Here is a 20879-nt window from a genome sequence, read left to right on the forward strand (position 1 = left end):
CAAGAATAGCTCATGTAACGTAAACCATGCAGCCATCTTTTCCCTCTGCCCACGAAGCACCAGCCCTTGTCTCCTATCAGGGGCGGTTTTCGCTCCTGACCGAAGATGGTGAACTGCTGACATTAACGGCAGGAGAGGTGCGGGAACGGCTGCACACCATGCCCTGCCCACTGGTCGTGTATGCGCCAGCCCTCGCCCGCAAACTGGACCTGCCTCCCACAGGCCAACCCGCACCGTGGCTGGACCTGCTTGAGCTTTTTACGTTTGTTTATCCTGCCCGCCCTGTAGCCCCCACACCACGGGGCCTTGCACTGGCCCTAGGACTGGACGAACAAAGCATAGGCCAAGCCGAGGCCGACCTGCTTCCCAGCCTGCTGTCCATCATGTTGGGTGATCTGGCGCGGCAGGCCAAAGCAGGGCAGATAGAACTGCTTGCCGCGTTTACCGTCCGGCTTGGTCAGGCAGGATGGCTGTGGAGCGGCACCGTAGCAGAAACCATAGACCTACATTCCCGCCTGAACAGTCACGGCAAGTTGGCGGAGGAGGCCACACAACCCGCAGATGCCCTGCGCGTCTGGCGTTACCTACCCAAATGGGAGGAAGCCGCCCAACGCCCTCCACCCTCATCCCACCCCATAAGTCCGGCGGAAGCGCGAGAACGACTAACCAGTATTCTGGGCAGCGATGCCGAAATCCGATCCGGGCAGGCCGATTTTGCTAGTGTCTCAACCGAGGCTTTTGCGCCCCGTACTGTGCGGGGGGACCCGTCCATTGTGCTGGCAGAAGCAGGAACCGGAACGGGCAAAACCCTAGGCTACATTGCTCCGGCCAGTTTGTGGGCAGAGCGGAACGATGGCGCGGTGTGGATCAGCACCTATACACGCCATCTGCAACGCCAGATTGAGCAGGAAACAAAACGCCTCTACCCCGACACCACAACGCACCGTCAGCATGTGGTGCTGCGCAAAGGGCGCGAGAACTACCTGTGCCTGCTGAATATGGAAGAGGCCGTAAACACTGCGACCTCCCGCCCTGCTGGCATTACCATTGCCCTGTGTATGCTAGCACGCTGGGCCACCGCCACAGCAGATGGAGACCTGTTTGGCGGAGACCTCCCCGGCTGGTTTGGGGACCTGTTTGGCCACGGCAACCTAGCAGGTGTTGCCGACCGTAGAGGTGAGTGCATACACGGCGCATGTGCCCATTATCAGCGTTGCTTTGTGGAACACTCTATCCGCCGGGCACACGATGCCTCGCTGGTTATTGCCAACCATGCTCTAGTCATGACGCAGGCCGCCTATGCCCAAGCAGGCATGAGCGATGATGACGAATCTGATGCCGATAGCAACACCCCATCCCGCTATGTCTTTGACGAAGGTCACCACTTAGCCGACGCGGCGGACAGTGCTTTTTCCGCCGAGCTTTCCGGGTTGGAAACAGCCGAACTCCGCCGTTGGCTACTGGGGGCAGAAGGCCGCCGCTCCCGCGCAAGAGGACTTAAGCGCAGGCTGGATGATCTGGTCGTAGGCCACCCCAAGCTGGAAAATCCGCTGGATGCCGCCCTGCTGGCTGCTACCGCTCTGCCCGCTCCGGGTTGGTCCACCCGTCTGGGACCGGACAATATCAATACCCCACCTCCCCCCGACCCGGCGGACCTGAGCAGCCTGTTCCCGCCGGAACCTCCGGCTGAACAACCAGTGATGGAAAACCCGACAGAGGCGTTCCTGCGTTTGCTGCGCCAGCAGGTTATGGCCCGCACGGCCGAGGGTGGCAAACAGTCCATTCATACGGCTATGGAATGTGACCTGCACCCTCTGGTGCCAGAAATGGCAGAATCTGGCCAACAACTTGCCCGTGCCCTTGGTCGCATTGTGGAGCCCCTGCGCACCTTGGCAGAACGCCTACATGCCCGGCTTGAAGACGACGCCGATGCGCTGGATGCCACCACACGGGGGCGCATAGAGGCCATGACCCGCGCCCTACGCCGCCGCGCCATATCCCGCCTTGATGCGTGGATTACCATGCTTGCCGCGCTGGACCAGCCGCCTGAGCCGGGCAGCACGCCTGCGCATGTGCATTTTATCCGTCTGGAACGGCGCGAAAAACAGCGCATGAACGAATATGATGTTGGGCTGTACCGCCACTGGCTGGACCCGACCATTCCTTTTGCCGGGATTATGGCCGTGCCCGCGCAGGGTATGCTCATGACCTCCGCCACCCTACGGGACCAGCAGGGCGGCACAAACGATAGTGATGAAGCAGAAATTGCGTGGGAGGCGGCGGAAGCCCGTACGGGGGCCAACCACTTCCCCTCCCCGGCCCTACGTGCCAGCCTCGCCAGCCCGTTTGATTACGCGCGGCAGACACGTGCGTTTATTGTCACGGATGTGGACAACAGCAGTATTGTGGATTTGTCCGCCGCGTTCCGCACGCTTTTCCAGTCATCCGGCGGTGGTGGGCTTGGCCTGTTTACCGCCATATCCCGCCTACGCGGAGTGTATGACCGTATAGCCCCAACGCTGGAGCAGGAAGGATTGCCCCTTTACGCCCAGCATGTGGACGCGATGGACAACAACACGCTGGTCGATATTTTCCGCACCGAGGAACATGCCTGCCTGCTTGGCACAGACGCCATGCGGGATGGGGTGGATGTGCCGGGCAATGCCCTGCGTCTGGTTGTGTTTGAGCGCGTGCCATGGCCCCGGCCGGATATTCTTCACCGTGAGCGGCGTATTCATTTATCAGGTGGAGACCCAAAAGGGTTTGATGACCGCATAGCCCGGCTGCGGCTGCGGCAGGCTTTCGGCCGGCTGATTCGCCGACAGTCAGACCGGGGGGTGTTTGTCCTGCTGGACCGGCGCACACCCACACGCCTGTTAAGCGCCTTCCCCAATGGGGTGGCCGTAGAACGGTGTGGCCTGGCGCAAACAGCGCGCCAGATCACCGCCTTTCTGGCAGAGCAGGGCAGCCAGACATGACCACCCCGACCCCACGACCGCTTTAGAGCGGCTTGAGGTTGGTAGCAGCCTGCTTGCCGCGTTCCTCCACCATGTCGTAGGACAGTTTCTGCCCATCATTCAACGCGCGCAGACCGGCTGCCTGTACAGCGGTAATATGCACAAACACGTCTTTTCCTCCATCATCGGGGGCAATAAAACCAAACCCTTTGGTGGCGTTGAACCATTTAACGGTACCTGTCGACATGAGCGAAGTCATCCTTATTTCGGCCAGTTACTCCTCCAGCACACGACGTGCCACGAGGAGAAAAACCATTCTCCCCCATGACCGGGGCTGCTTGTCAATCAGAATTGAGATCGCACCCTAATTTCATCTCCCTCTCAGAGCTTACGGATTGAGGGTACTTTTAAGGAACGCGATGCTGCGTTCCTGTGCCTGCAAAAAGGCCTGAGCGTTGTAAGATGCGCGCTCCTCACAGCCAAAACCATGCTCCGCGCCATCGTAAACATACAGTTCGAGCTCTGGATGAGCCGCACGAATGGCAGCAACATCAGTGTGGGGGATACTGGTATCCTGCTCACCAAAATGTAATTGCACGGGGCAGCGCGGAGTCTCGTTACAGTGGGCGGCAATGCCGCCACCGTACCAGCTTACCGCTGCTGCAAAATCATCCGTGTGGGTTGCGGCCTCCCACGCCAGAGTCCCACCCCAGCAGTATCCGATAACCCCGACTTTGCGGGCATTCAGGGCTTTGGCTGCGGCCTGAATATCCAGCAGGGTCTTGGCCAATGGAATTTGCGCACGCAGGGCCAGCCCTTTCTGCACACCATCGGTTGTATAATCCAACTCCACATCCCGCTCCACGCGGTCAAACAGAGCGGGCGCGATGACATGAAAGCCAGCCTGCGCAAAACGGTCGCAAACCTTGCGGATATGGTGGTTCACGCCAAAAATTTCCTGCAGCACCACAAGCGCATACGGATGCGCGCTCCGCTCTGTTTCCCATGCAGCAAAATGGTGCCCGTCCGCGGCCTGAAGTGTCCGAATCTGTCCCATGTTCAATCTCCTTGTCTGGGATGAAGTTAAAACAAAAAGAAACTGTTCCCCATTCCTTGACTCACCCTATGGGCATACCTACTTTCTGCCTTGGCACTCCTGATAGCGGAGTGCTAACGCGACGCGGCGTTATGTTACGCGCGGTTCAAACGGGTGGCGTTGCTTTCTGACAAAGGGCGCCATCACAGCAAATGAATGTGGAGTGATCCATAATGACGAAGTTTCGTCCCTTACACGACCGGGTAGTTGTACGTCGCCTTGAAGGTGAACAGAAGACTGCTGGTGGCATCATCATTCCTGACACGGCAAAAGAAAAGCCGATGGAAGGCGAAGTGGTCGCAGTGGGTGCGGGTGCCCGTAACGAGCAGGGTCAGGTTGTGGCGCTTGATGTCAAGGCCGGTGACCGCGTTCTGTTCGGCAAGTGGTCCGGCACGGAAGTGAAGATCGACGGCGAAGAGCTGCTGATCATGAAGGAAAGCGACATTCTGGGCATTGTTGCAGCCTGATCCGCTCTGATCCGACCGTAAATTTACAAAAGATCTTCACAGGAGAAATTCAATGGCTGCCAAAGACGTAAAGTTTGGTGCAGACGCACGCCAGCGCATGCTGCGCGGTGTGGACATTCTGGCTGATGCCGTAAAGGTAACGCTGGGTCCCAAAGGCCGTAACGTTGTTCTGGACAAGAGCTTCGGCGCACCGCGCATCACCAAGGACGGCGTTTCCGTCGCCAAGGAAATCGAACTGGCTGATAAGTTCGAAAACATGGGCGCACAGATGCTGCGCGAAGTGGCCTCCAAGACCAATGATGTGGCTGGTGACGGCACCACGACTGCAACCGTGCTGGCTCAGGCCATTGTGCGCGAAGGCCTGAAGGCTGTTGCAGCTGGCATGAACCCGATGGACCTCAAACGCGGCGTGGACAAGGCCGTTTCTGTGGTTATCGAGGAACTGAAGAAGAACGCCAAAAAGGTTACCACCCCGGCGGAAACCGCTCAGGTTGGTACCATCTCTGCCAACGGTGAATCCGAAATCGGCAAGATGATCTCCGAAGCCATGCAGAAAGTTGGCTCCGAAGGCGTTATCACCGTTGAAGAAGCCAAGCACTTCCAGACCGAACTGGACGTGGTTGAAGGCATGCAGTTCGACCGTGGCTACATCTCTCCGTACTTCGTGACGAACCCGGAAAAGATGACGGCCGATCTGGAAAACCCCTACATCCTGATCCATGAAAAGAAGCTGTCTTCTCTTCAGCCGATCCTGCCGCTGCTGGAATCCGTTGTTCAGTCCGGCCGTCCGCTGCTGATCATTGCGGAAGATGTTGATGGCGAAGCGCTGGCAACCCTGGTTGTCAACAAGCTGCGCGGTGGCCTCAAGATTGCTGCTGTCAAGGCTCCGGGCTTCGGTGACCGCCGCAAAGCCATGCTGGAAGACATCGCTATCCTGACCGGTGGTCAGGTCATCAGCGAAGACCTCGGCATTAAGCTGGAAACGGTTACGCTGAACATGCTTGGCACCGCCAAGAAAGTTCACATCGACAAAGAAAACACGACCATTGTTGACGGTGCTGGCAACAGCGACGACATCAAGGGCCGCGTCAAGCAGATCCGTGCGCAGATCGAAGAAACGTCCTCTGACTACGACCGCGAAAAGCTGCAGGAACGTCTGGCCAAACTGGCTGGCGGTGTTGCCGTGATCCGCGTTGGTGGTTCCACGGAAGTGGAAGTGAAAGAACGCAAGGACCGCGTGGACGACGCTCTGCACGCAACCCGCGCTGCGGTTGAAGAAGGCATTGTTCCCGGTGGTGGCACGGCTCTGGCCCGCGCAACCAAGGCTCTTGCCAACCTGCACTACCACAACGACGACCAGCGCGTTGGTGGCAGCATCATCCTGCGCGCCCTGCAGGCTCCTCTGCGCCAGATCGCCCTGAATGCGGGTGAAGACGGTGCTGTGGTTGCCAACAAGGTGCTGGAAAACGACAACTACAACTTCGGGTTCGACGCACAGGCTGGCGAATACAAGAACCTGGTTGAAGCTGGTATTATTGACCCGGCCAAGGTTGTCCGTACTGCTCTGCAGGATGCAGCCTCCGTTGCTGGTCTGCTGATCACCACGGAAGCCATGGTTGCAGAACGCCCTGAAAAGAAGGCTGCCCCTGCTGGCGGTCCTGACATGGGCGGCATGGGTGGCATGGACTTCTAAGTCACCCAGACCGGATTTTGAGGGTGTTGGGGTAACTGGCTCGTCCAGAAGCCCCAACCTCCTACAAAATACGCTTAAGGGCGTGCCGACCTCCGGGTGGGCACGCCCTTTTTGCTTTTTGGGGCATTATGCCGCCCGTAAACAGCACCCCTGCTTTTTTGATGGCTTTTTTAGGACATAATCCGGATTGTGAAACAATTCGGCATCAAACCGGATTGCCTCTTTAGTCATTTCGGAATAGATACGATAAGATTAGGCCCATCGCTCCTTACACGAATCTGGCGAGCGTCAATGGCTGCGTATTTTAAGGAGAACGCATCATCATGTCAGCGCGACCCTTCCTAGCTGTCAATCCGGCGAGAGGTCCTGCCATTCGCAAGACTGCGGCTGTTCTGACAGCCTGTCTTGTAGCCGCTCTTGGCTGCACACAGGCTTATGCCGCAGATGCCCCCCCACCCATAGATACGGGCGATACGGCATGGATGCTCACCAGCACCGCACTTGTGCTGATGATGACCATTCCCGGCCTTGCGCTGTTCTATGCAGGCATGGTGCGTAAGAAAAACGTGCTGGCCACGCTTATGCAGTCCTTTGCACTGTGTTGCATCATGTCCATTGTGTGGATGGTCGCGGGATACTCCCTCGCCTTCACGACCGGGTCGCCGTGGATTGGCGGATTCTCCCGCCTGTTTCTCAACGGCATTGGCGCACATATCCACAACGGGGCCGATGTTGGCTTTACCATTGGTGCGGACTCCCCCAACGCATCAACCATGACCATCCCTGAGAGCATCTTCATGATGTTCCAGATGACCTTCGCCATCATTACCCCCGCGCTGATCTCCGGCGCGTATGCCGAGCGCATGAAGTTCAGCGCCATGTGCGTGTTCTCCATCCTGTGGTCCCTCATCGTGTATGCCCCCATTGCCCACTGGGTCTGGAGCCCGATTGGCTGGCTGGCCGGGCTTGGCACGGCTGACTTTGCCGGTGGCACGGTTGTGCATATTAACGCCGGTGTGGCCGGGCTGGTCTGCGCTCTGGTGCTTGGCCGCCGCAAAGGCTACGGGCAGGATGACCTCTCCCCCTTCAACCTGACATACGCTGTTATTGGTGCGGCTCTGCTGTGGGTTGGCTGGTTCGGCTTTAACGCAGGTTCGGCTGTTGGTGCTAACGGGCGTGCAGGCATGGCCATGGCAGCTACCCAGATTGCCGCTGCCGGTGCTGGTGTCTCCTGGATGCTGGTTGAATGGCTGCGTTCGGGCAAACCGACCGTTCTGGGTGTGATCTCCGGTGCTGTTGGTGGGCTGGTTGCCATTACCCCTGCCGCTGGCTTTGTGCTGCCGGGCAGTGCGCTGGTTATTGGCCTGATTACCGGCGTTGTCTGCTACTGGGGCGCCACCTCCCTGAAGCACATGATGGGCTATGATGACAGTCTGGATGCCTTTGGCGTGCACGGCGTGGGTGGTATTGTTGGGGCTCTGCTGACCGGTCTGCTGGCTTATGGTCCGCTCTCCGCCACGGATTCCAACCCCACTGGCATTGTTGGCTCCCTGCACCAGCTGATGATCCAGACCGAAGCGGTTATCGTGACAATCGTATGGTGTGGTATCGCGTCCTTTATCATCCTCAAGGTTATTGATCTGGTGATCGGGCTGCGCGTAACGGCTGATCAGGAACTGGAAGGGCTGGATATGTCCCTGCATGGTGAGCGGATCAACAACTGATCCCCTTCACCTGACCCTTCTGCAAAAAGCCTCCGTGCCATAAACACGGAGGCTTTTTTTATGGGTGGCAGCCACGCGCCACCATGCAAACCATGCTATGCCTCAGCTATGGCCATATCGATCCTTCCCGCGCTGTCCCTCTCTGAATCCGAACTGGAGGTCAGTTACATTCTGGCATCCGGCCCCGGTGGGCAGAACGTCAACAAGGTCGCCACAGCCGCGCAACTGCGGTTTGATGCCGCACGCTCTCCCTCCCTGCCAGAACGGGTGCGGTCACGCCTGTTGGAGCTGGCGGGGTCCAGAGCCACGCGGGACGGCGTGATTGTGATTACGGCAAGGCGTTTTCGCACACAGCAGCGCAACCGCGAGGATGCGATTGAGCGGCTTGCCGCCCTGATCCGTGAGGCCGCGCACCGTCCGGCTTTTCGGGTTGCCACACGGCCCGGTCGGGCAGCCCGCCAGCGCAGGCTGGACGGCAAGGCCCACCGTGCCAACATCAAACGCGGCCGCTCCGTCCGGTTTGATGACTAACCCTCTGGCTATCAACGACTGTTCTTCCCCACGCCGCTACGCTGCACCTTTTGCCTATTAATTTTTGAATACCCGCAAAAAGCCATCAGCCGTTCATTCCTCGGTCATGACCTTTCATGATACTGGTAGCATGTTGGCAGCATGGGGCTGCCGCTCAACCGTCCTCTTTGCATGAGGTATATTCATGACAGTTGTTGCCCGCGCCGGACTGGCCGCCGTGCTGCTTGGCTGCGCCACAGCCTTTTCCCTTCCCAGCGCTCACGCCATGACGGTGAAAGAGTGCCACGAGAAGTTTAAGGAAGCTAAAGCTGCCAATACCCTCAAGGGGCAGTCCTTCAAAGAGTTCAAAGCCAGCTCGTGTGACGCATCCTCAGATGCCGCAACACCTGCGGCCGCTGCCCCAACCAAAGCAGCCCCAGCCAGTGCGGAAGCCGCCACCCCGGCCAAAACCGCGGCCACATCTGTAGCAGAGGCATCCAATGCCACGCTGCCCACAGCCATTGCCCCGCAATACGCCAAGCTCACACCCGGCAAGGCACGTATGAAAACCTGCCTTGACCAGTACAACAGCAACAAGGCCAGCAACGCCAATGGCGGGCTGAAATGGATTGAAAAAGGCGGTGGTTACTATAGCGTTTGCAACAAGCGCCTGAAGGGCGAATAAAACCCCGACCAACCGGAGCGGAGGGCATATCAGCGCCCACCCGCTCCGGCCTTCTAACGGGTGTTACGCCCCGTTGATGGCATGACGTAAAGCGTATGTGTGCGGTATGATATCCACACTTTATGCGCTGCAAACCAGTCTGACCCCAGCAGCATATCCACTGTGTCCTGCACTGGGGCTACCGTCAGCACTGGTGCTTTTTCCTGCTCCTGCCCAATCTGCATCAGACCGAACTTGTGCCAGTGGTACGGCTGCTGGTGGCCATCCACCCCCGTCGTCAGCCCTCCGGGGTCGGTTGCCAGCACATGCTGCGTCACCCCCATCCGTTCGGCCGCATGGGTGGAAACAATACAGGAGCGCGCACCACTATCCACCAGAGCCTGAAGGGCATGACCATCCAGTTCCACCCGGGCAATAACGCGCTCCCCAGCGTTCTGCAGGGGGACTGCCCGGTAAATATAGCGCCATCCTTCCGGGCCTGAACAATCGCTCCCTCCTGCCGTCCAGAAGGAAAGCGTGCCCTGCGCCACATCAAACTCCACGTCGTAACGGGAGAGCATGTCCCCTCCCACCAACCCTTCCACTGGCGGGTCGGTTCTCGGTACGGCTGGTAGGGCATCCACGGGGATGGAAACAGGCCCCAGTTCAAGCTGCGCGATTTTAAAGGACTGCACCACAGCGTTGGGAACAATGCGCCCAATACCCCCGGTTCCGTGCACAATGGTATGCATGGAGCGGTCCAGTTGCGTATCAAACAGAGACGCGGCCTCGGGCGAGAGTAGGCTCCCCTCTGACCCGGTATCCACAATCATGCGTGCAATATGCCCGTTGAGGCTGACCGGAATGTTCAAAAAACCCAGATCATTCCGCAAAGGCACCCGCGCCACCAGACGGTGGCAGGACTGGGCATTGGCGGCCCCCAAGGTTACCGCCAGACTTGCCGCTACAACCGCGCAGCACAGCCAACCCTGTTTAGGCCGCAGCATAAGCCATAAAGGCGTCATGCCAGCTCCCGCGCAAAACGGTCCGTGGCGTTAAGCAGGGCTGTTAGAATACCGGGCTCAAACAGAGCATGACCGGCTGCATCAATTAACTGGAAGTCAGCCTCGGGCCATGCCTTATGCAGGTCCCATGCCGTGCGCACCGGGGTTGCCATATCATACCGCCCTTGCACGATAACGGTTGGAATATGGCGAATACGCGCCACATTGGCGATAAGCTGCCCTTCTTCCAGCCAGCCTCCATGAACAAAGTAGTGGTTCTCTATGCGCGAAAACGCCAAGGCGTAATCTGCTTCATCATGCTGATGTTCCATTTCCGGGCAGGGCAGCAGGGTGAGCGTACGCCCTTCCCACAGGCTCCATGCCCGTGCGGCCTCCAGCCGCTCCTCCCTGTTGTCAGAAATCAGGCGTTTGCGATAAGCGCCCATCATATCCGCCCGCTCGGCCGGTGGAATGGGCGCCAGAAAGTCCTCCCATTTATCGGGGAACAACCATGATGCACCCCCCTGATAGTACCAGAGCAGTTCAGCTTTACGCAGGGTGAAAATACCCCGCAGCATAAGCGCACTCACACGCTCTGGGTGCGTCTGCGCGTATGCAAGGGCCAGCGTGGAGCCCCATGAGCCGCCAAACACTGCCCATTTTTCTACCCCGCACAAAACCCGCAGGCGCTCAATATCGGCCACCAGATGCCATGTTGTATTGGCCTCGAGCGAGGCATGAGGTCGTGAGCGGCCACACCCGCGCTGGTCAAACAGCACAATGCGATACCGCGATGGGTCAAACAACTGGCGTTGCGCGGCGGAGCACCCGCCCCCCGGCCCGCCATGCAAAAACACAACCGGAATGCCATCGGGGTTACCACACTGCTCCCAGTAAACCTGATGCCCCTCGCCTGTATCCATATAACCATGGGCATAGGGTTCTATTTCTGGCCATGGGGTGCGGTGTGTGTTGGTTGTCATAACCCTCAACCTTCTTTTTTATGGGTGTTGCGCTCCATTTGCGCACGCGGATGCGCACGCGTCCAGACATCCAGCAGGTGCGCCTCGTCCGCCAGCGTGTAACGCTGCGTGGTGGAGAGGCTGGCATGGCCCAGAAGTTCCTGAATAACCCGCAAATCCGCCCCGCCTTCCATAAGGTGTGTTGCAAAGGAATGGCGTAGCGCATGGGGCGTTACGTGGTCGGGCAACCCGTTGCTGATCCGCCATGTCCGCATGGCCTTTTGCGCTATGGCAGGTTGCAGGCGCCCCCCCCTGACCCCAACAAAAAGCGGGCTATCCGGTGCGGGGGCCGGGTGCCGTTTGCGCCATGCTTCCAGCGCCACGCGCACGGCCGGCAGAACAGGCACCAGCCGCTCCTTCCCCCCTTTGCCATGAATACGCAGCACACCGCTGCCGCTTACCGTTTGCAGGTCTGCAATATTCAGGTTCAGCGCTTCGGAAATACGCAGGCCACAGCCATACAGCAGCAAAAAGAGCGTGGCGTTACGCTGCTCCTCCATGGGGGTTAGGGCCATGCTGGCTATATCCTCTGGGGCCGCCAGTGCATCCTCCCGCCCCAACGGGCGGGGCAATGTTTTTTTGGTGCGTGGCAGACGTAGGAGGGAAACCGCAGGATTCTCCACCCCCTCCCGCCGTGCCAGATATTTAAAGAACGACCGCAGGGCGGAAACACGCCGCGCACGGGTGCGGGCGGCCTGATCGGGCGAGCTTTTCCTAACCGTCATTTTGCCCGCCTGCGCCTGCTCATGCGCAAGCCATGCCCGGAGATCCCGCAGGGTTATACCGCCAAGCCCGTGCATATCCGGCAGACCGCCCAGATGCGTGGTCATAAACGCCAGAAACCGAGCCAGATCCCCCCGGTAGGCATCTATGGTCAAAACGGATGCCCGTTTTTCCACGGCCATCCATTCCAGAAATTTTTGCACCGCATCTTCGGCCGTCATACCCGCTGTAACCCCTGTTGCATCCGCTGCCTTTACGTTCAGGCAAAAAGCCCGGCAGGCAACCCCTGTTCTTTACGCGCCTGCACGCTTAAACAGAACAACATGGCAGCGGCTCCTCCTCCCTCTCATGCTTTTGGCTCTAGCTCAGGCCTGCCCACTACCGGGGGGCAACGTGTGCCCGTGCTGCTACCCATGCCATTTGCAGGACCGTTTGATTACAAAGCTCCGGCCAGCATGGCGCTTCAACCGGGCGACATTGTGACCGTGCCGTTGGGCAACCGGCGCGAAACCGGCGTGGTGTGGGATGCCAGCAGCACCCTCCCCCCGACCTCGCCCGCCCGCCATCGGGCAAAACAGTCGCGGATAACCGCCTGCGGGCTGTAGCGGACCGGTTGGAACTCCCTCCCCTTAACGCGGAACTACGCCGGTTTGTGGACTGGGTAGCCGCCTATACACTCTCCCCCCCGGCATGGTGCTGGCCATGACCCTGCGCCTGCACATGAAGGGGGCTGCCCCCACCCCGGCCACAGGCTGGGTCGCACAGCCTGTAGCCCCTGCCGAACTCCGCATAACCCCGGCGCGCCAAAAAGTGCTGACTCTTATGCAGGATGACACCCCGCGCACCACAACCGATATTGCCAGCGCGGCAGGGGTTAGTGCTGGCGTGGTCAAGGGGTTGGCCGATGCGGGCGCGTTACGCCCGGTTCTGCTGGAACCTGAACGCCCCTTTGCCCAACCTGACCCCATGCACCAGCCCCCCGTGCTGGAAGGTGCCCAGCAGGAGGCGGCAACCGCCCTGCGCCAGAGCGTACAGAACAGGTGTTTTTCCGTTACCCTGCTGGAAGGGGTAACCGGGTCCGGCAAAACGGAAATTTATCTGGAAGCCATAGCGGCCTGTCTGGAACAAGGGCAGCAAGCTCTGATCCTCCTGCCCGAAATCGCCCTTTCCGCCCAATGGATGGACCGCTTTGCGCGCCGCTTTGGTGTGCGCCCCGCCGTGTGGCACTCCGAAATCGGGCAAAAGGCCCGCCGTCTCACATGGCTGGGTGCGGCAGATGGCAGCGCCAGAGTCGTGGTGGGGGCACGCTCCGCCCTGTTCCTGCCGTTTTGCAACCCCGGCCTGATTATTGTGGATGAAGAGCACGAATCCCTCTTCAAGCAGGAAGAAGGCGTCATCTACAACGCGCGGGATATGGCGGTGGTGCGCGGCAGACTGGCGGGGTTTCCCGTTGTGGTAGTATCCGCAACTCCAAGCTTGGAAACATTGGCCAATGCCGAGGCCGGGCGCTACCAACGCCTTGTGTTGCCCACCCGCCACGGCGGGGCCTCCCTGCCACAAACCCACCTGCTGGACATGCGCGAGGCCCCCCCACCGCGCGGGCTGTTCCTCTCCCCCAAACTGGTGGAAGACATTGCGGAAACACTGGCGCGGGAGGAGCAGGCCATGCTCTTCCTCAACCGGCGCGGATATGCCCCCCTCACGCTCTGCCGTACCTGCGGCCACCGCATGGAATGCCCGCACTGCACTGCATGGCTGGTGGAACACCGCAACCGCCACGTGCTGACCTGCCATTACTGCGACCATACGGAACCCATGCCCCCCGTATGCCCCAGTTGCAAAAGCGAACACAGCCTGACCGCCATTGGACCGGGTATTGAACGTATAACCGAGGAGGCGCGGCAGCTCTTCCCCGATGCGCGCATCCTCGTTATGTCAAGCGACACGCTGGGCGGACCTGCCGCCACAGCCGAGGCCGTGGCCAAAATTGCCCGCCGGGAAGTGGATCTGATTATTGGCACCCAGATTGTTGCCAAAGGCTGGCATTTTCCGCACCTGACCCTTGTTGGCATTGTAGATGCTGATCTGGGGCTAGGCGGTGCGGACCTGCGGGCGGGGGAGCGCACCATCCAGCTTTTGCATCAGGTTGCGGGGCGTGCGGGCCGGGCCTCTGCACCGGGGCGGGTTATTCTGCAAAGTTTTTCGCCAGAACACCCGGTTATGCAGGCCCTGCTCTCGGGCAATTTTGACGCATTCATGGAGCAGGAGGCCGAGCAGCGCCGCCCCGGATTCTGGCCGCCTTACGGACGGCTGGCTGCATTAATTATCAGCGCGGATACCCCACAGGCCGCGGATGAGGCCGCCGCTCAGTTTGGCCGCATGGCCCCTTATGGGGAGGGTATTCAGGTCTTGGGGCCAGCACCGGCCCCTCTGGCGGTGCTCCGTGGGCGGCACCGCCGCCGCCTGTTGCTGCGCACGTGGCGCAACATTGCGGTGCAGCCTATTCTGCACCGCTGGCTGGGTATGGTCCAGCTTAGCAGGCATGTGCGGGTCGAGGTGGATATAGACCCCGTCTCTTTCCTCTAACGCCTGCTATCTGGCCTATGAACACTTAGTCCCCAGCAGGCTTGGCGGAGCTGGTCAGCACGGTGGAAATGGTGTCCCGCAGGACCATAACCCGCACGTTGGGAGCAATTTCCACTTCAACTTCGCTCGACTCTTCCTTGGTGCGCTGCACAACGCCCACGATGCCACCAGCGGTTACAACCCGGTCGCCACGACGCAGAGCCTTAAGCTCTGTTTTGAGCTGCTTCTGGCGCTGCTGCTGCGGGCGAATGAGCAGGAAATACATAATGGCGAAAACAGCAACAAACGGCAGAAAGGACATAAGCCCTGAAGCACCGCCAGAGCCTCCGGCTGTTTGGGCGTAAGCAGCAGGAATAAGGAAATCGGACATAAGGTTACAGACCTTCAACAATGGCTGGTTGCGAAAACAGAAGAAGTGACCATAATTTTCAATCCTCCCGCGTCAAGCACCCATGCGGACGAAAGACCACCAGACTAACATTAAACAAGGAATAAAACTGATGGAGCAGACCCTGCAGCCAACATTAGAGCGTATTGCCGCGGCTCTGGAGCGCCTGTCTCCTCCTCCTGCAACGCTGGACGGTGTGGATAAGGCGGATGCTTTTGTCTGGCTGCCTGAGCGCGGACGCCTGCACCCCATCCCCCATGTGGCGCATGTTCCGGTTGACCTGTTGCAGGGGGTAGACCTGCAACGGCGGATACTGCTGGAGAACACATACCACTTTGCCAACGGCCTGTCCGCCAATAACGCCATGTTGTGGGGCGCACGCGGCATGGGCAAATCCTCGCTGGTTAAGGGGGCACATGCACTGGTCAACCAGGTGGATGGCAAACCCTGCGCACCGGGTGCCGGACGTGTGGCACTGATAGAAATCCAGCGCGAAGATCTGTCCACCCTGCCCCTGCTGCTGGGTCTGCTGCGCGAAAATTCACGCCGGTTTATTCTGTTTTGTGATGACCTGTCCTTCGAGAAGGAAGACCGGGACTACAAAGCCCTCAAATCCGTGCTCGATGGTGGCATTGCGGGACGGCCGGACAATGTTCTGTTCTACGCCACCTCCAACCGCCGCCACCTGATGCCGCGCGATATGATAGAGAACGAACGTTCAACCGCCATCAACCCCTCCGAGGCAACGGAGGAAAAAGTCTCCCTTTCCGACCGGTTTGGCCTGTGGCTTGGCTTCCATGCCTGCGAGCAGGATACCTACGCCGATATGGTCAAGACCTATGCCCACGAACGCAACCTGCCCATAAGCGACGATGCGCTACTGGCCCGCGCCAATGAATGGTCCATCACACGGGGGAGCCGCTCCGGCCGGGTGGCCTACCAGTTCATAGAAGCGCTGACGGCCGAACTGGCTGCTCATTAATTTGCCAAAGTTGCCCCTAATAGTCTTGCATCCAACAGGGCTATGAGTTGAGATAGCATTCGCAAATGGCGGCATCGACCTGATGCCGCGGGGGCCCCTTGATTCGAGGCGAAATGAACCAGACTGTACCGCCCAATTCTGACGATACGTCCTTTGATGCTGAGACACGTTCCAGCGCAACAGATATACGCAGGGTACGCTCCAACCCCGACTACTGGTACCCAGTCGCCTGGTCGCGCGAGCTTAAACCCGGCAAGACCATTGGCACCCGCTATGCAGGCACGCCCATAGCACTAGTACGCCCGGTGGAAGGCTCCGTTTTTGCGCTGGAGGACCGTTGCGCCCACCGGCAGGTTCCCCTGAGCAAGGGGGTTGTTTCTGGCAGTTCGGTCAAATGCTGCTACCACGGCTGGGCCTATGGCCGCTCCGGCCGGTGTATTGACGTGCCGTATCTGGGCAAGGGCAAGCTGCCCAACGGGGTGCGCACCTTCCCCTGCCGCGAGCAGAACGGCATGATCTTTATTTTTCCCGGTGATCCGGAAAAAGCCGACAGCGTGCCGCTGGCCCCGCATCTGGCCAAGGCGGATAACCCCGCCTACAAAACTCGCTATTTTGGCCGCACCGTTGGCTGCCACTACAGCTTCATGCATGAAAACCTGATGGATATGAACCACCAGTTCATGCACTCCAAACAGATGGGGCAGATGAAGCCCCGCTTTCTGGGCCAGAAGCGTGAGCCGGGGCTGGTGGAAGCCCGCTACAGCTTTGCCCGCACAAGCGGCAAGCAGCCTTTTGGCGAGGCGCTGATTTTTGGTGAACGCCGCGATGCATCGGAAAAATTCCAGCACCGCGATGTTATGACCATCCGCACGGAATACCCCTACCAGACCCTACGCATCCAGACCGGGGATGAAGACCCAGTGATGGATCTGTGGATTGTGTACACACCCCAGAGTGCTGATGAACTGACCAACAGGACCTTTGGTCTGCTCTCGGTCAAGCGCCCCAAAATTCCCGGTATTCTGGACATGGCATGGCCTCTGCTCGTCGCCTTTACCGAGCGGATTTTTGCCGAAGACCGCGAGATTGTTGAACTGGAACAGAACGCATGGCGCGAACTGGGCGGGGACCACAATGTGGAAGTCTTCCCCGTTATTAACGCGCTAAGGGCTCTGCTGGTCGAATGTGGCATTCCCCCTGCCAGCGAGTCTCATGCCTGACACCGGACCTCTGTTACTGGATGCGGGCCCCTGCCGTTTACGCCCGCTCCACCCGGATGATGCAACCACCCTGCACCACCTTGTCAACGACTGGGAGGTGGTGCGTATGCTCAGCCGCCTGCCTTTTCCCTATCCGCGGGATCTGGCGGACAGTTGGATTGCGTCCACCTGCCAGATGCAAGCAGATGGAGAGGGCTATCATTTTGCCATAACCTCGCCCGATGGTGTTTTTATGGGCTGTATCGGGGTGCGCATTCACACCCTGCCGCAGGTCGGGCGTGTTGGCATACTGGGCTACTGGATAGGCCGCCCTTACTGGGGGCAGGGCATTGCCACCCATGCGGCTACCCGCATGACGCGCTGGGCACTGGCACATCTTGATATTACAGCGCTGCACGCCACCGCCGCACAGGATAACCCAGCTTCCATCCGCGTGCTTGAACATGCGGGTTTCCGCCATTGCGGCACGGACCGGCAGATGTTTACCGCACGAGGGACGGAACTGCCTGTTGCCAGAATGGAAGTAAACCGGACTGATCTGGATATGACCACTGCCCCCTCCCCCCCCCATGCACCGCGCAAGCTTGTGCTGGTCTCCGCCGCAGCGCTGATAAATGCACAGGGCCATATTCTGCTGGCACGGCGGCCAGAGGGCAAAAGCATGGCAGGGCTATGGGAATTCCCCGGTGGTAAGGTTGAAGCGGGCGAAACCCCCGAAGCAGCCCTCATCCGCGAACTACATGAGGAACTGGGGCTGGACATGGCCCGCGCTTGTCTGGCGCCTTTTACGTTTGCCTCGCACGCATACCCGACCTTTGACCTGCTGATGCCGCTATATATCTGCCGCCGCTGGCAGGGCACCCCCACCCCGCGTGAAGGACAGAAACTGGCATGGGTTGCCCCGGCAGACCTGCGGACTTACGCCATGCCGGAGGCTGACCTGCCCTTTATTCCGCTCCTTCAGGATCTATTGTAGCCACAAACCACAGATCGGGATTGTGGAATGCAGGCTGGGGGAGACTAAAATACATTCTTGACGAATGATAAGCTCTGGCCCTAACCAGAAAACAGAATGTTTCCACCCGGAGACCTTCCCTCGTGATTTGTTAGGCCGGCTTGCGACGAGGTAAAAGAAACGCGCTAAAGAGGCTTTGACGGCGTGCATCATCCGACGTCATGGTTTCCACGGTCAATTTGAGAGACTAAGCCCTGCGGACAGACGCAAGTCCTGCGCCTGCCCCCATGGTTTGGATCAGGCACGAAAGAACCGGATACTAGTCCCATGAGTGATAACCAGACTTCCTTCTCCAAGGCGTGGCGCCCTGCCACACGTCAGCTCCATGCCGGTCTGGAGCGCACCGAATATGGCGAAACAAGCGAAGCGCTCTTCCTGACCTCCGGTTTTGTGTATGACAATGCCGAACAGGCCGCCAAAACCTTTAAAGGCGAAGTCACACACTACCAGTACAGCCGTTTTGGCAACCCCACGACCGCCGCCCTTGAACGCCGTCTGGCGGATCTGGAAGGTGCTGAAGCCTGCGTAACCACGGCAACGGGTATGGGAGCGGTGTCCTCCGCGCTGCTCTCCCACGTAACGGCTGGCGGCCGTGTTGTGGCATCTCGCGCGCTGTTTGGGTCCTGCCACTGGATTGTTAACCATCTGCTCCCCCGCTATGGCGTGGAAACCGTGTTTGTAGATGGTGGCAATCTGGCTGAATGGGACGAAGCCCTGTCCGTCCCCACAGATGCCGTGCTGTTGGAAAGCCCGTCCAACCCGATGCTCGATATTCTCGACATTGCGGCCATTTCCGAGCGTGCCCACAAGGCAGGCGCTATTGTTATTGTAGATAACGTGTTTGCCTCCCCCATCTTCCAGAAGCCACTGGAGCTTGGGGCGGATGTGGTGGTCTATTCCTGTACCAAACACATTGATGGTCAGGGTCGGGTTCTGGGCGGTGCCGTGCTGGGCCGCAAGGACTGGATAACCGAGACCCTTCAGCCCTTCACACGCAATACGGGCAATGCTCTCTCACCCTTCAACGCATGGGTCATGCTCAAAGGGCTGGAAACGCTCTCCCTGCGCGTGGAAGCCATGGCCCGCAATGCGGCTGCGGTGGCGGATTATCTGGCATCGGCTCCGGGCATCAAAATGGTGCGTTACCCCGGCCGCAAGGACCACCCGCAATACGAACTGGCCCAGCGCCAGATGAGTGGCAGCGGCACCCTTGTGGCGTTTGAAGTGGATGGCGGAGAAAAAGCCGCCTTCGCATTTATGGATGCGCTCAAACTGATCGCCATCTCCAACAATCTGGGCGATTCCCGCTCTCTGGTCACTCACCCGGCCACGACCACTCATTCCAAGATCAGCCCGGAAGAACGGGCAGCTCTTGGCATTACGGATGGCGCAATCCGCTTTTCCGTCGGGCTGGAAGACAGCGCCGACCTTATTGACGATCTTGCGCGGGGCGTTGCGGCTCTCAAAGGCCTGTAAAACACCGCGCAGCCAGCGTGTACTGCGCACCACCTCCGGCTTTAACGGAGGTGGGCACCCTCCTGAGCAGGGGCGACCTCCTGCCCAAGGAGGGTTATGCTGCTTGGCACAACAGACATGTTCATGATACTGGCACGCTCTTCACGCCGTATGCGAACCCGGCGCACGGTACGGCTGGTCAGGCCGAACCTTTTTCCATTTTGCAGGAGCTGGAGACCCATGGCCGACTGGGCCGTTGCCCCCCTTCCACAATCCCCGGAAGACGCTCTGAACGAACTGTTTTCGCCACTTCCCGTGTACGAAGCCATAACTGATGGCATTCGTGTGCAGGTGCAGGTCTTCTGGCTGTCTGACCAGTCGGAGCCTGATGAGCACTGTTACTGCTGGGTTTACCGTATCCGCATTGGCAACGACAGCAACAAGCCGGTGCAGCTGCTCGAACGGACATGGCATATTACCGACACATCCGGCCGGACAGAACACGTGCATGGACAGGGCGTTGTAGGCGAGCAACCCATTATTCAACCCGGCACACTGTATGAATATACATCCGGCGCGTCCCTTTCCACGCCCGGTGGGTTTATGCACGGGTCTTACCTGTTGCAGACCACCACGGACAGGACCCGGTTTGATGCCGCCATTCCCGCCTTTAGTCTGGACAGCCCTTTCCAGAACCACCAGCTCCAATAATTCCAAAGCAGGAGACCGGCATGAGCGTGCCTGAGCCCAACACCGACCGCCCTACCCAACAAGAGGCCGAACAGGCCGTGCGTACACTACTGCGCTGGGCGGGCGATGACCCAACGCGTGAAGGTCTGCTGGACACACCAGCCCGTGTTGCCCGGGCCTATACCGACTTTTTTTCGGGATACGCAATCGACCCTGCCAACCTGCTGCGCCGGACTTTTTCCGAAGTAGATGGGTATGACGAGATTGTGCTGCTGCGTGACATCCGCTTTGAGAGCCACTGCGAACACCATCTAGCTCCCATTATCGGGCGGGCGCATGTTGCTTATCTGCCGCGCCAACGGGTTGTGGGTATTTCCAAACTGGCACGCGTGGTGGATGCCTATGCCCGCCGCCTCCAGATTCAGGAACGGATGACAGCCCAGATTGCCAACACCATTAATGATGAGCTGGAACCGCATGGCGTGGCCGTCATTATTGAATCCGCGCACGAATGCATGACCACCCGCGGTGTGCACAAGCCCGGCGTCTCCATGGTCACCAGCACCATGCTGGGCGTGTTCCGTAATAACTCCGACACGCGGCGTGAGCTGATGGCCATGCTCAACCGCCCGGCTGTAAGCGACTACTAACAACCATCACCCCGCCCCCCGTTTATAACAGGG

19 protein-coding genes, 1 pseudogene and 1 riboswitch are annotated in these 20879 nt (G+C 59.3%); of the genes and pseudogenes, 13 read left to right on the plus strand and 7 right to left on the minus strand.

What is annotated here, in order from left to right; all coding sequences use genetic code 11:
* Positions 1-26 precede the first annotated feature (26 nt).
* Positions 27-2978, plus strand: a complete 2952-nt coding sequence (locus tag AGA_RS10245) for an ATP-dependent DNA helicase (protein ID WP_059024219.1) — start codon at positions 27-29, stop codon at positions 2976-2978.
* A 22-nt stretch (positions 2979-3000) separates the two neighbouring features.
* Here the strand turns inward: AGA_RS10245 and AGA_RS10250 are convergent, their stop codons facing one another.
* Both AGA_RS10250 and AGA_RS10255 read right to left on the minus strand, forming a co-directional pair.
* Positions 3001-3204: a cold-shock protein gene (locus AGA_RS10250; protein WP_025827469.1), complete on the minus strand. Its 204-nt coding sequence runs from the start codon at positions 3202-3204 to the stop codon at positions 3001-3003.
* 141 nt (positions 3205-3345) lie between these two features.
* Positions 3346-4014: a dienelactone hydrolase family protein gene (locus tag AGA_RS10255; RefSeq protein WP_059024220.1), complete on the minus strand. Its 669-nt coding sequence runs from the start codon at positions 4012-4014 to the stop codon at positions 3346-3348.
* 212 nt (positions 4015-4226) lie between these two features.
* On the opposite strand from AGA_RS10255, the gene groES reads away from it, so the two are divergent.
* The 5 genes from groES to AGA_RS10280 all read left to right on the plus strand — a co-directional run bounded on the left by groES (position 4227) and on the right by AGA_RS10280 (position 9132).
* On the plus strand, positions 4227-4520 hold the full coding sequence (gene groES / locus AGA_RS10260; RefSeq protein ID WP_059024221.1) for a co-chaperone GroES: 294 nt from the start codon (positions 4227-4229) through the stop codon (positions 4518-4520).
* 52 nt (positions 4521-4572) lie between these two features.
* The gene (gene groL, locus AGA_RS10265; protein WP_059024222.1) at positions 4573-6213 is read left to right on the plus strand and encodes a chaperonin GroEL; all 1641 of its coding nucleotides are present in this window, start codon (positions 4573-4575) and stop codon (positions 6211-6213) included.
* Between the two features lie 323 nt (positions 6214-6536).
* The gene (locus AGA_RS10270; RefSeq protein ID WP_157065344.1) at positions 6537-7937 is read left to right on the plus strand and encodes an ammonium transporter; all 1401 of its coding nucleotides are present in this window, start codon (positions 6537-6539) and stop codon (positions 7935-7937) included.
* Between the two features lie 108 nt (positions 7938-8045).
* On the plus strand, positions 8046-8468 hold the full coding sequence (gene arfB, locus AGA_RS10275; protein ID WP_059024826.1) for an alternative ribosome rescue aminoacyl-tRNA hydrolase ArfB: 423 nt from the start codon (positions 8046-8048) through the stop codon (positions 8466-8468).
* A gap of 184 nt (positions 8469-8652) precedes the next feature.
* A complete protein-coding gene (locus AGA_RS10280; RefSeq protein WP_059024223.1) occupies positions 8653-9132 on the plus strand; it encodes a hypothetical protein in 480 nt (159 codons plus the stop codon).
* Positions 9133-9185: 53 nt separating this feature from the next.
* Here the strand turns inward: AGA_RS10280 and AGA_RS10285 are convergent, their stop codons facing one another.
* From AGA_RS10285 to AGA_RS10295, 3 genes are read right to left on the minus strand one after another with little or no spacing between them, the layout of a single operon-like run.
* Positions 9186-10136 (minus strand): retroviral-like aspartic protease family protein, encoded by a 951-nt coding sequence (locus tag AGA_RS10285; RefSeq protein WP_231945787.1) that lies wholly within the window; start codon positions 10134-10136, stop codon positions 9186-9188.
* Entirely contained in the window at positions 10133-11098 is a 966-nt protein-coding gene (gene pip / locus AGA_RS10290) for a prolyl aminopeptidase (RefSeq protein ID WP_059024224.1), read from the minus strand. The genes AGA_RS10285 and pip overlap by 4 nt, the downstream gene beginning before the upstream one ends.
* Positions 11099-11103: 5 nt before the next feature.
* Entirely contained in the window at positions 11104-12081 is a 978-nt protein-coding gene (locus tag AGA_RS10295; RefSeq protein WP_059024225.1) for a tyrosine recombinase XerC, read from the minus strand.
* A gap of 192 nt (positions 12082-12273) precedes the next feature.
* Between AGA_RS10295 and AGA_RS10300 the strand changes: the two are divergent.
* Positions 12274-14446, plus strand: a pseudogene (locus AGA_RS10300) (primosomal protein N').
* Positions 14447-14471: 25 nt separating this feature from the next.
* On the opposite strand, the gene yajC reads toward AGA_RS10300, so the two are convergent.
* Positions 14472-14816 (minus strand): preprotein translocase subunit YajC, encoded by a 345-nt coding sequence (yajC, locus tag AGA_RS10305; RefSeq protein WP_059024226.1) that lies wholly within the window; start codon positions 14814-14816, stop codon positions 14472-14474.
* Between the two features lie 130 nt (positions 14817-14946).
* Between yajC and AGA_RS10310 the strand changes: the two genes are divergently transcribed.
* The 4 genes from AGA_RS10310 (at position 14947) to metZ (ending at position 19527) form a co-directional block, all read left to right on the plus strand.
* On the plus strand, positions 14947-15816 hold the full coding sequence (locus AGA_RS10310; protein ID WP_059024227.1) for an ATP-binding protein: 870 nt from the start codon (positions 14947-14949) through the stop codon (positions 15814-15816).
* 113 nt (positions 15817-15929) lie between these two features.
* Positions 15930-17036 (plus strand): aromatic ring-hydroxylating oxygenase subunit alpha, encoded by a 1107-nt coding sequence (locus AGA_RS10315; protein WP_059024228.1) that lies wholly within the window; start codon positions 15930-15932, stop codon positions 17034-17036.
* A complete protein-coding gene (gene mutT / locus AGA_RS14325) occupies positions 17029-18012 on the plus strand; it encodes an 8-oxo-dGTP diphosphatase MutT (RefSeq protein ID WP_059024229.1) in 984 nt (327 codons plus the stop codon). The genes AGA_RS10315 and mutT overlap by 8 nt, the downstream gene beginning before the upstream one ends.
* Positions 18013-18121: 109 nt before the next feature.
* Positions 18122-18201, plus strand: a riboswitch (SAM riboswitch).
* Positions 18202-18318: 117 nt separating this feature from the next.
* Positions 18319-19527: an O-succinylhomoserine sulfhydrylase gene (gene metZ / locus AGA_RS10325; RefSeq protein ID WP_059024230.1), complete on the plus strand. Its 1209-nt coding sequence runs from the start codon at positions 18319-18321 to the stop codon at positions 19525-19527.
* Between the two features lie 41 nt (positions 19528-19568).
* On the opposite strand, the gene AGA_RS10330 is transcribed toward metZ, so the two are convergent.
* Complete coding sequence (locus AGA_RS10330; RefSeq protein ID WP_059024231.1) at positions 19569-19748, minus strand: hypothetical protein; 180 nt, start codon at positions 19746-19748, stop codon at positions 19569-19571.
* Between AGA_RS10330 and apaG the strand changes: the two genes are divergently transcribed.
* Both apaG and folE read left to right on the plus strand, forming a co-directional pair.
* Entirely contained in the window at positions 19747-20217 is a 471-nt protein-coding gene (gene apaG / locus AGA_RS10335; protein WP_059024232.1) for a Co2+/Mg2+ efflux protein ApaG, read from the plus strand. The genes AGA_RS10330 and apaG overlap by 2 nt on opposite strands.
* Before the next feature lie 20 nt (positions 20218-20237).
* Complete coding sequence (gene folE / locus AGA_RS10340) at positions 20238-20846, plus strand: GTP cyclohydrolase I FolE (RefSeq protein ID WP_059024233.1); 609 nt, start codon at positions 20238-20240, stop codon at positions 20844-20846.
* Positions 20847-20879: the final 33 nt, after the last annotated feature.

The sequence above is a fragment of the Acetobacter ghanensis genome, assembly GCF_001499675.1.
In the GTDB taxonomy this organism is placed as follows: domain Bacteria; phylum Pseudomonadota; class Alphaproteobacteria; order Acetobacterales; family Acetobacteraceae; genus Acetobacter; species Acetobacter ghanensis.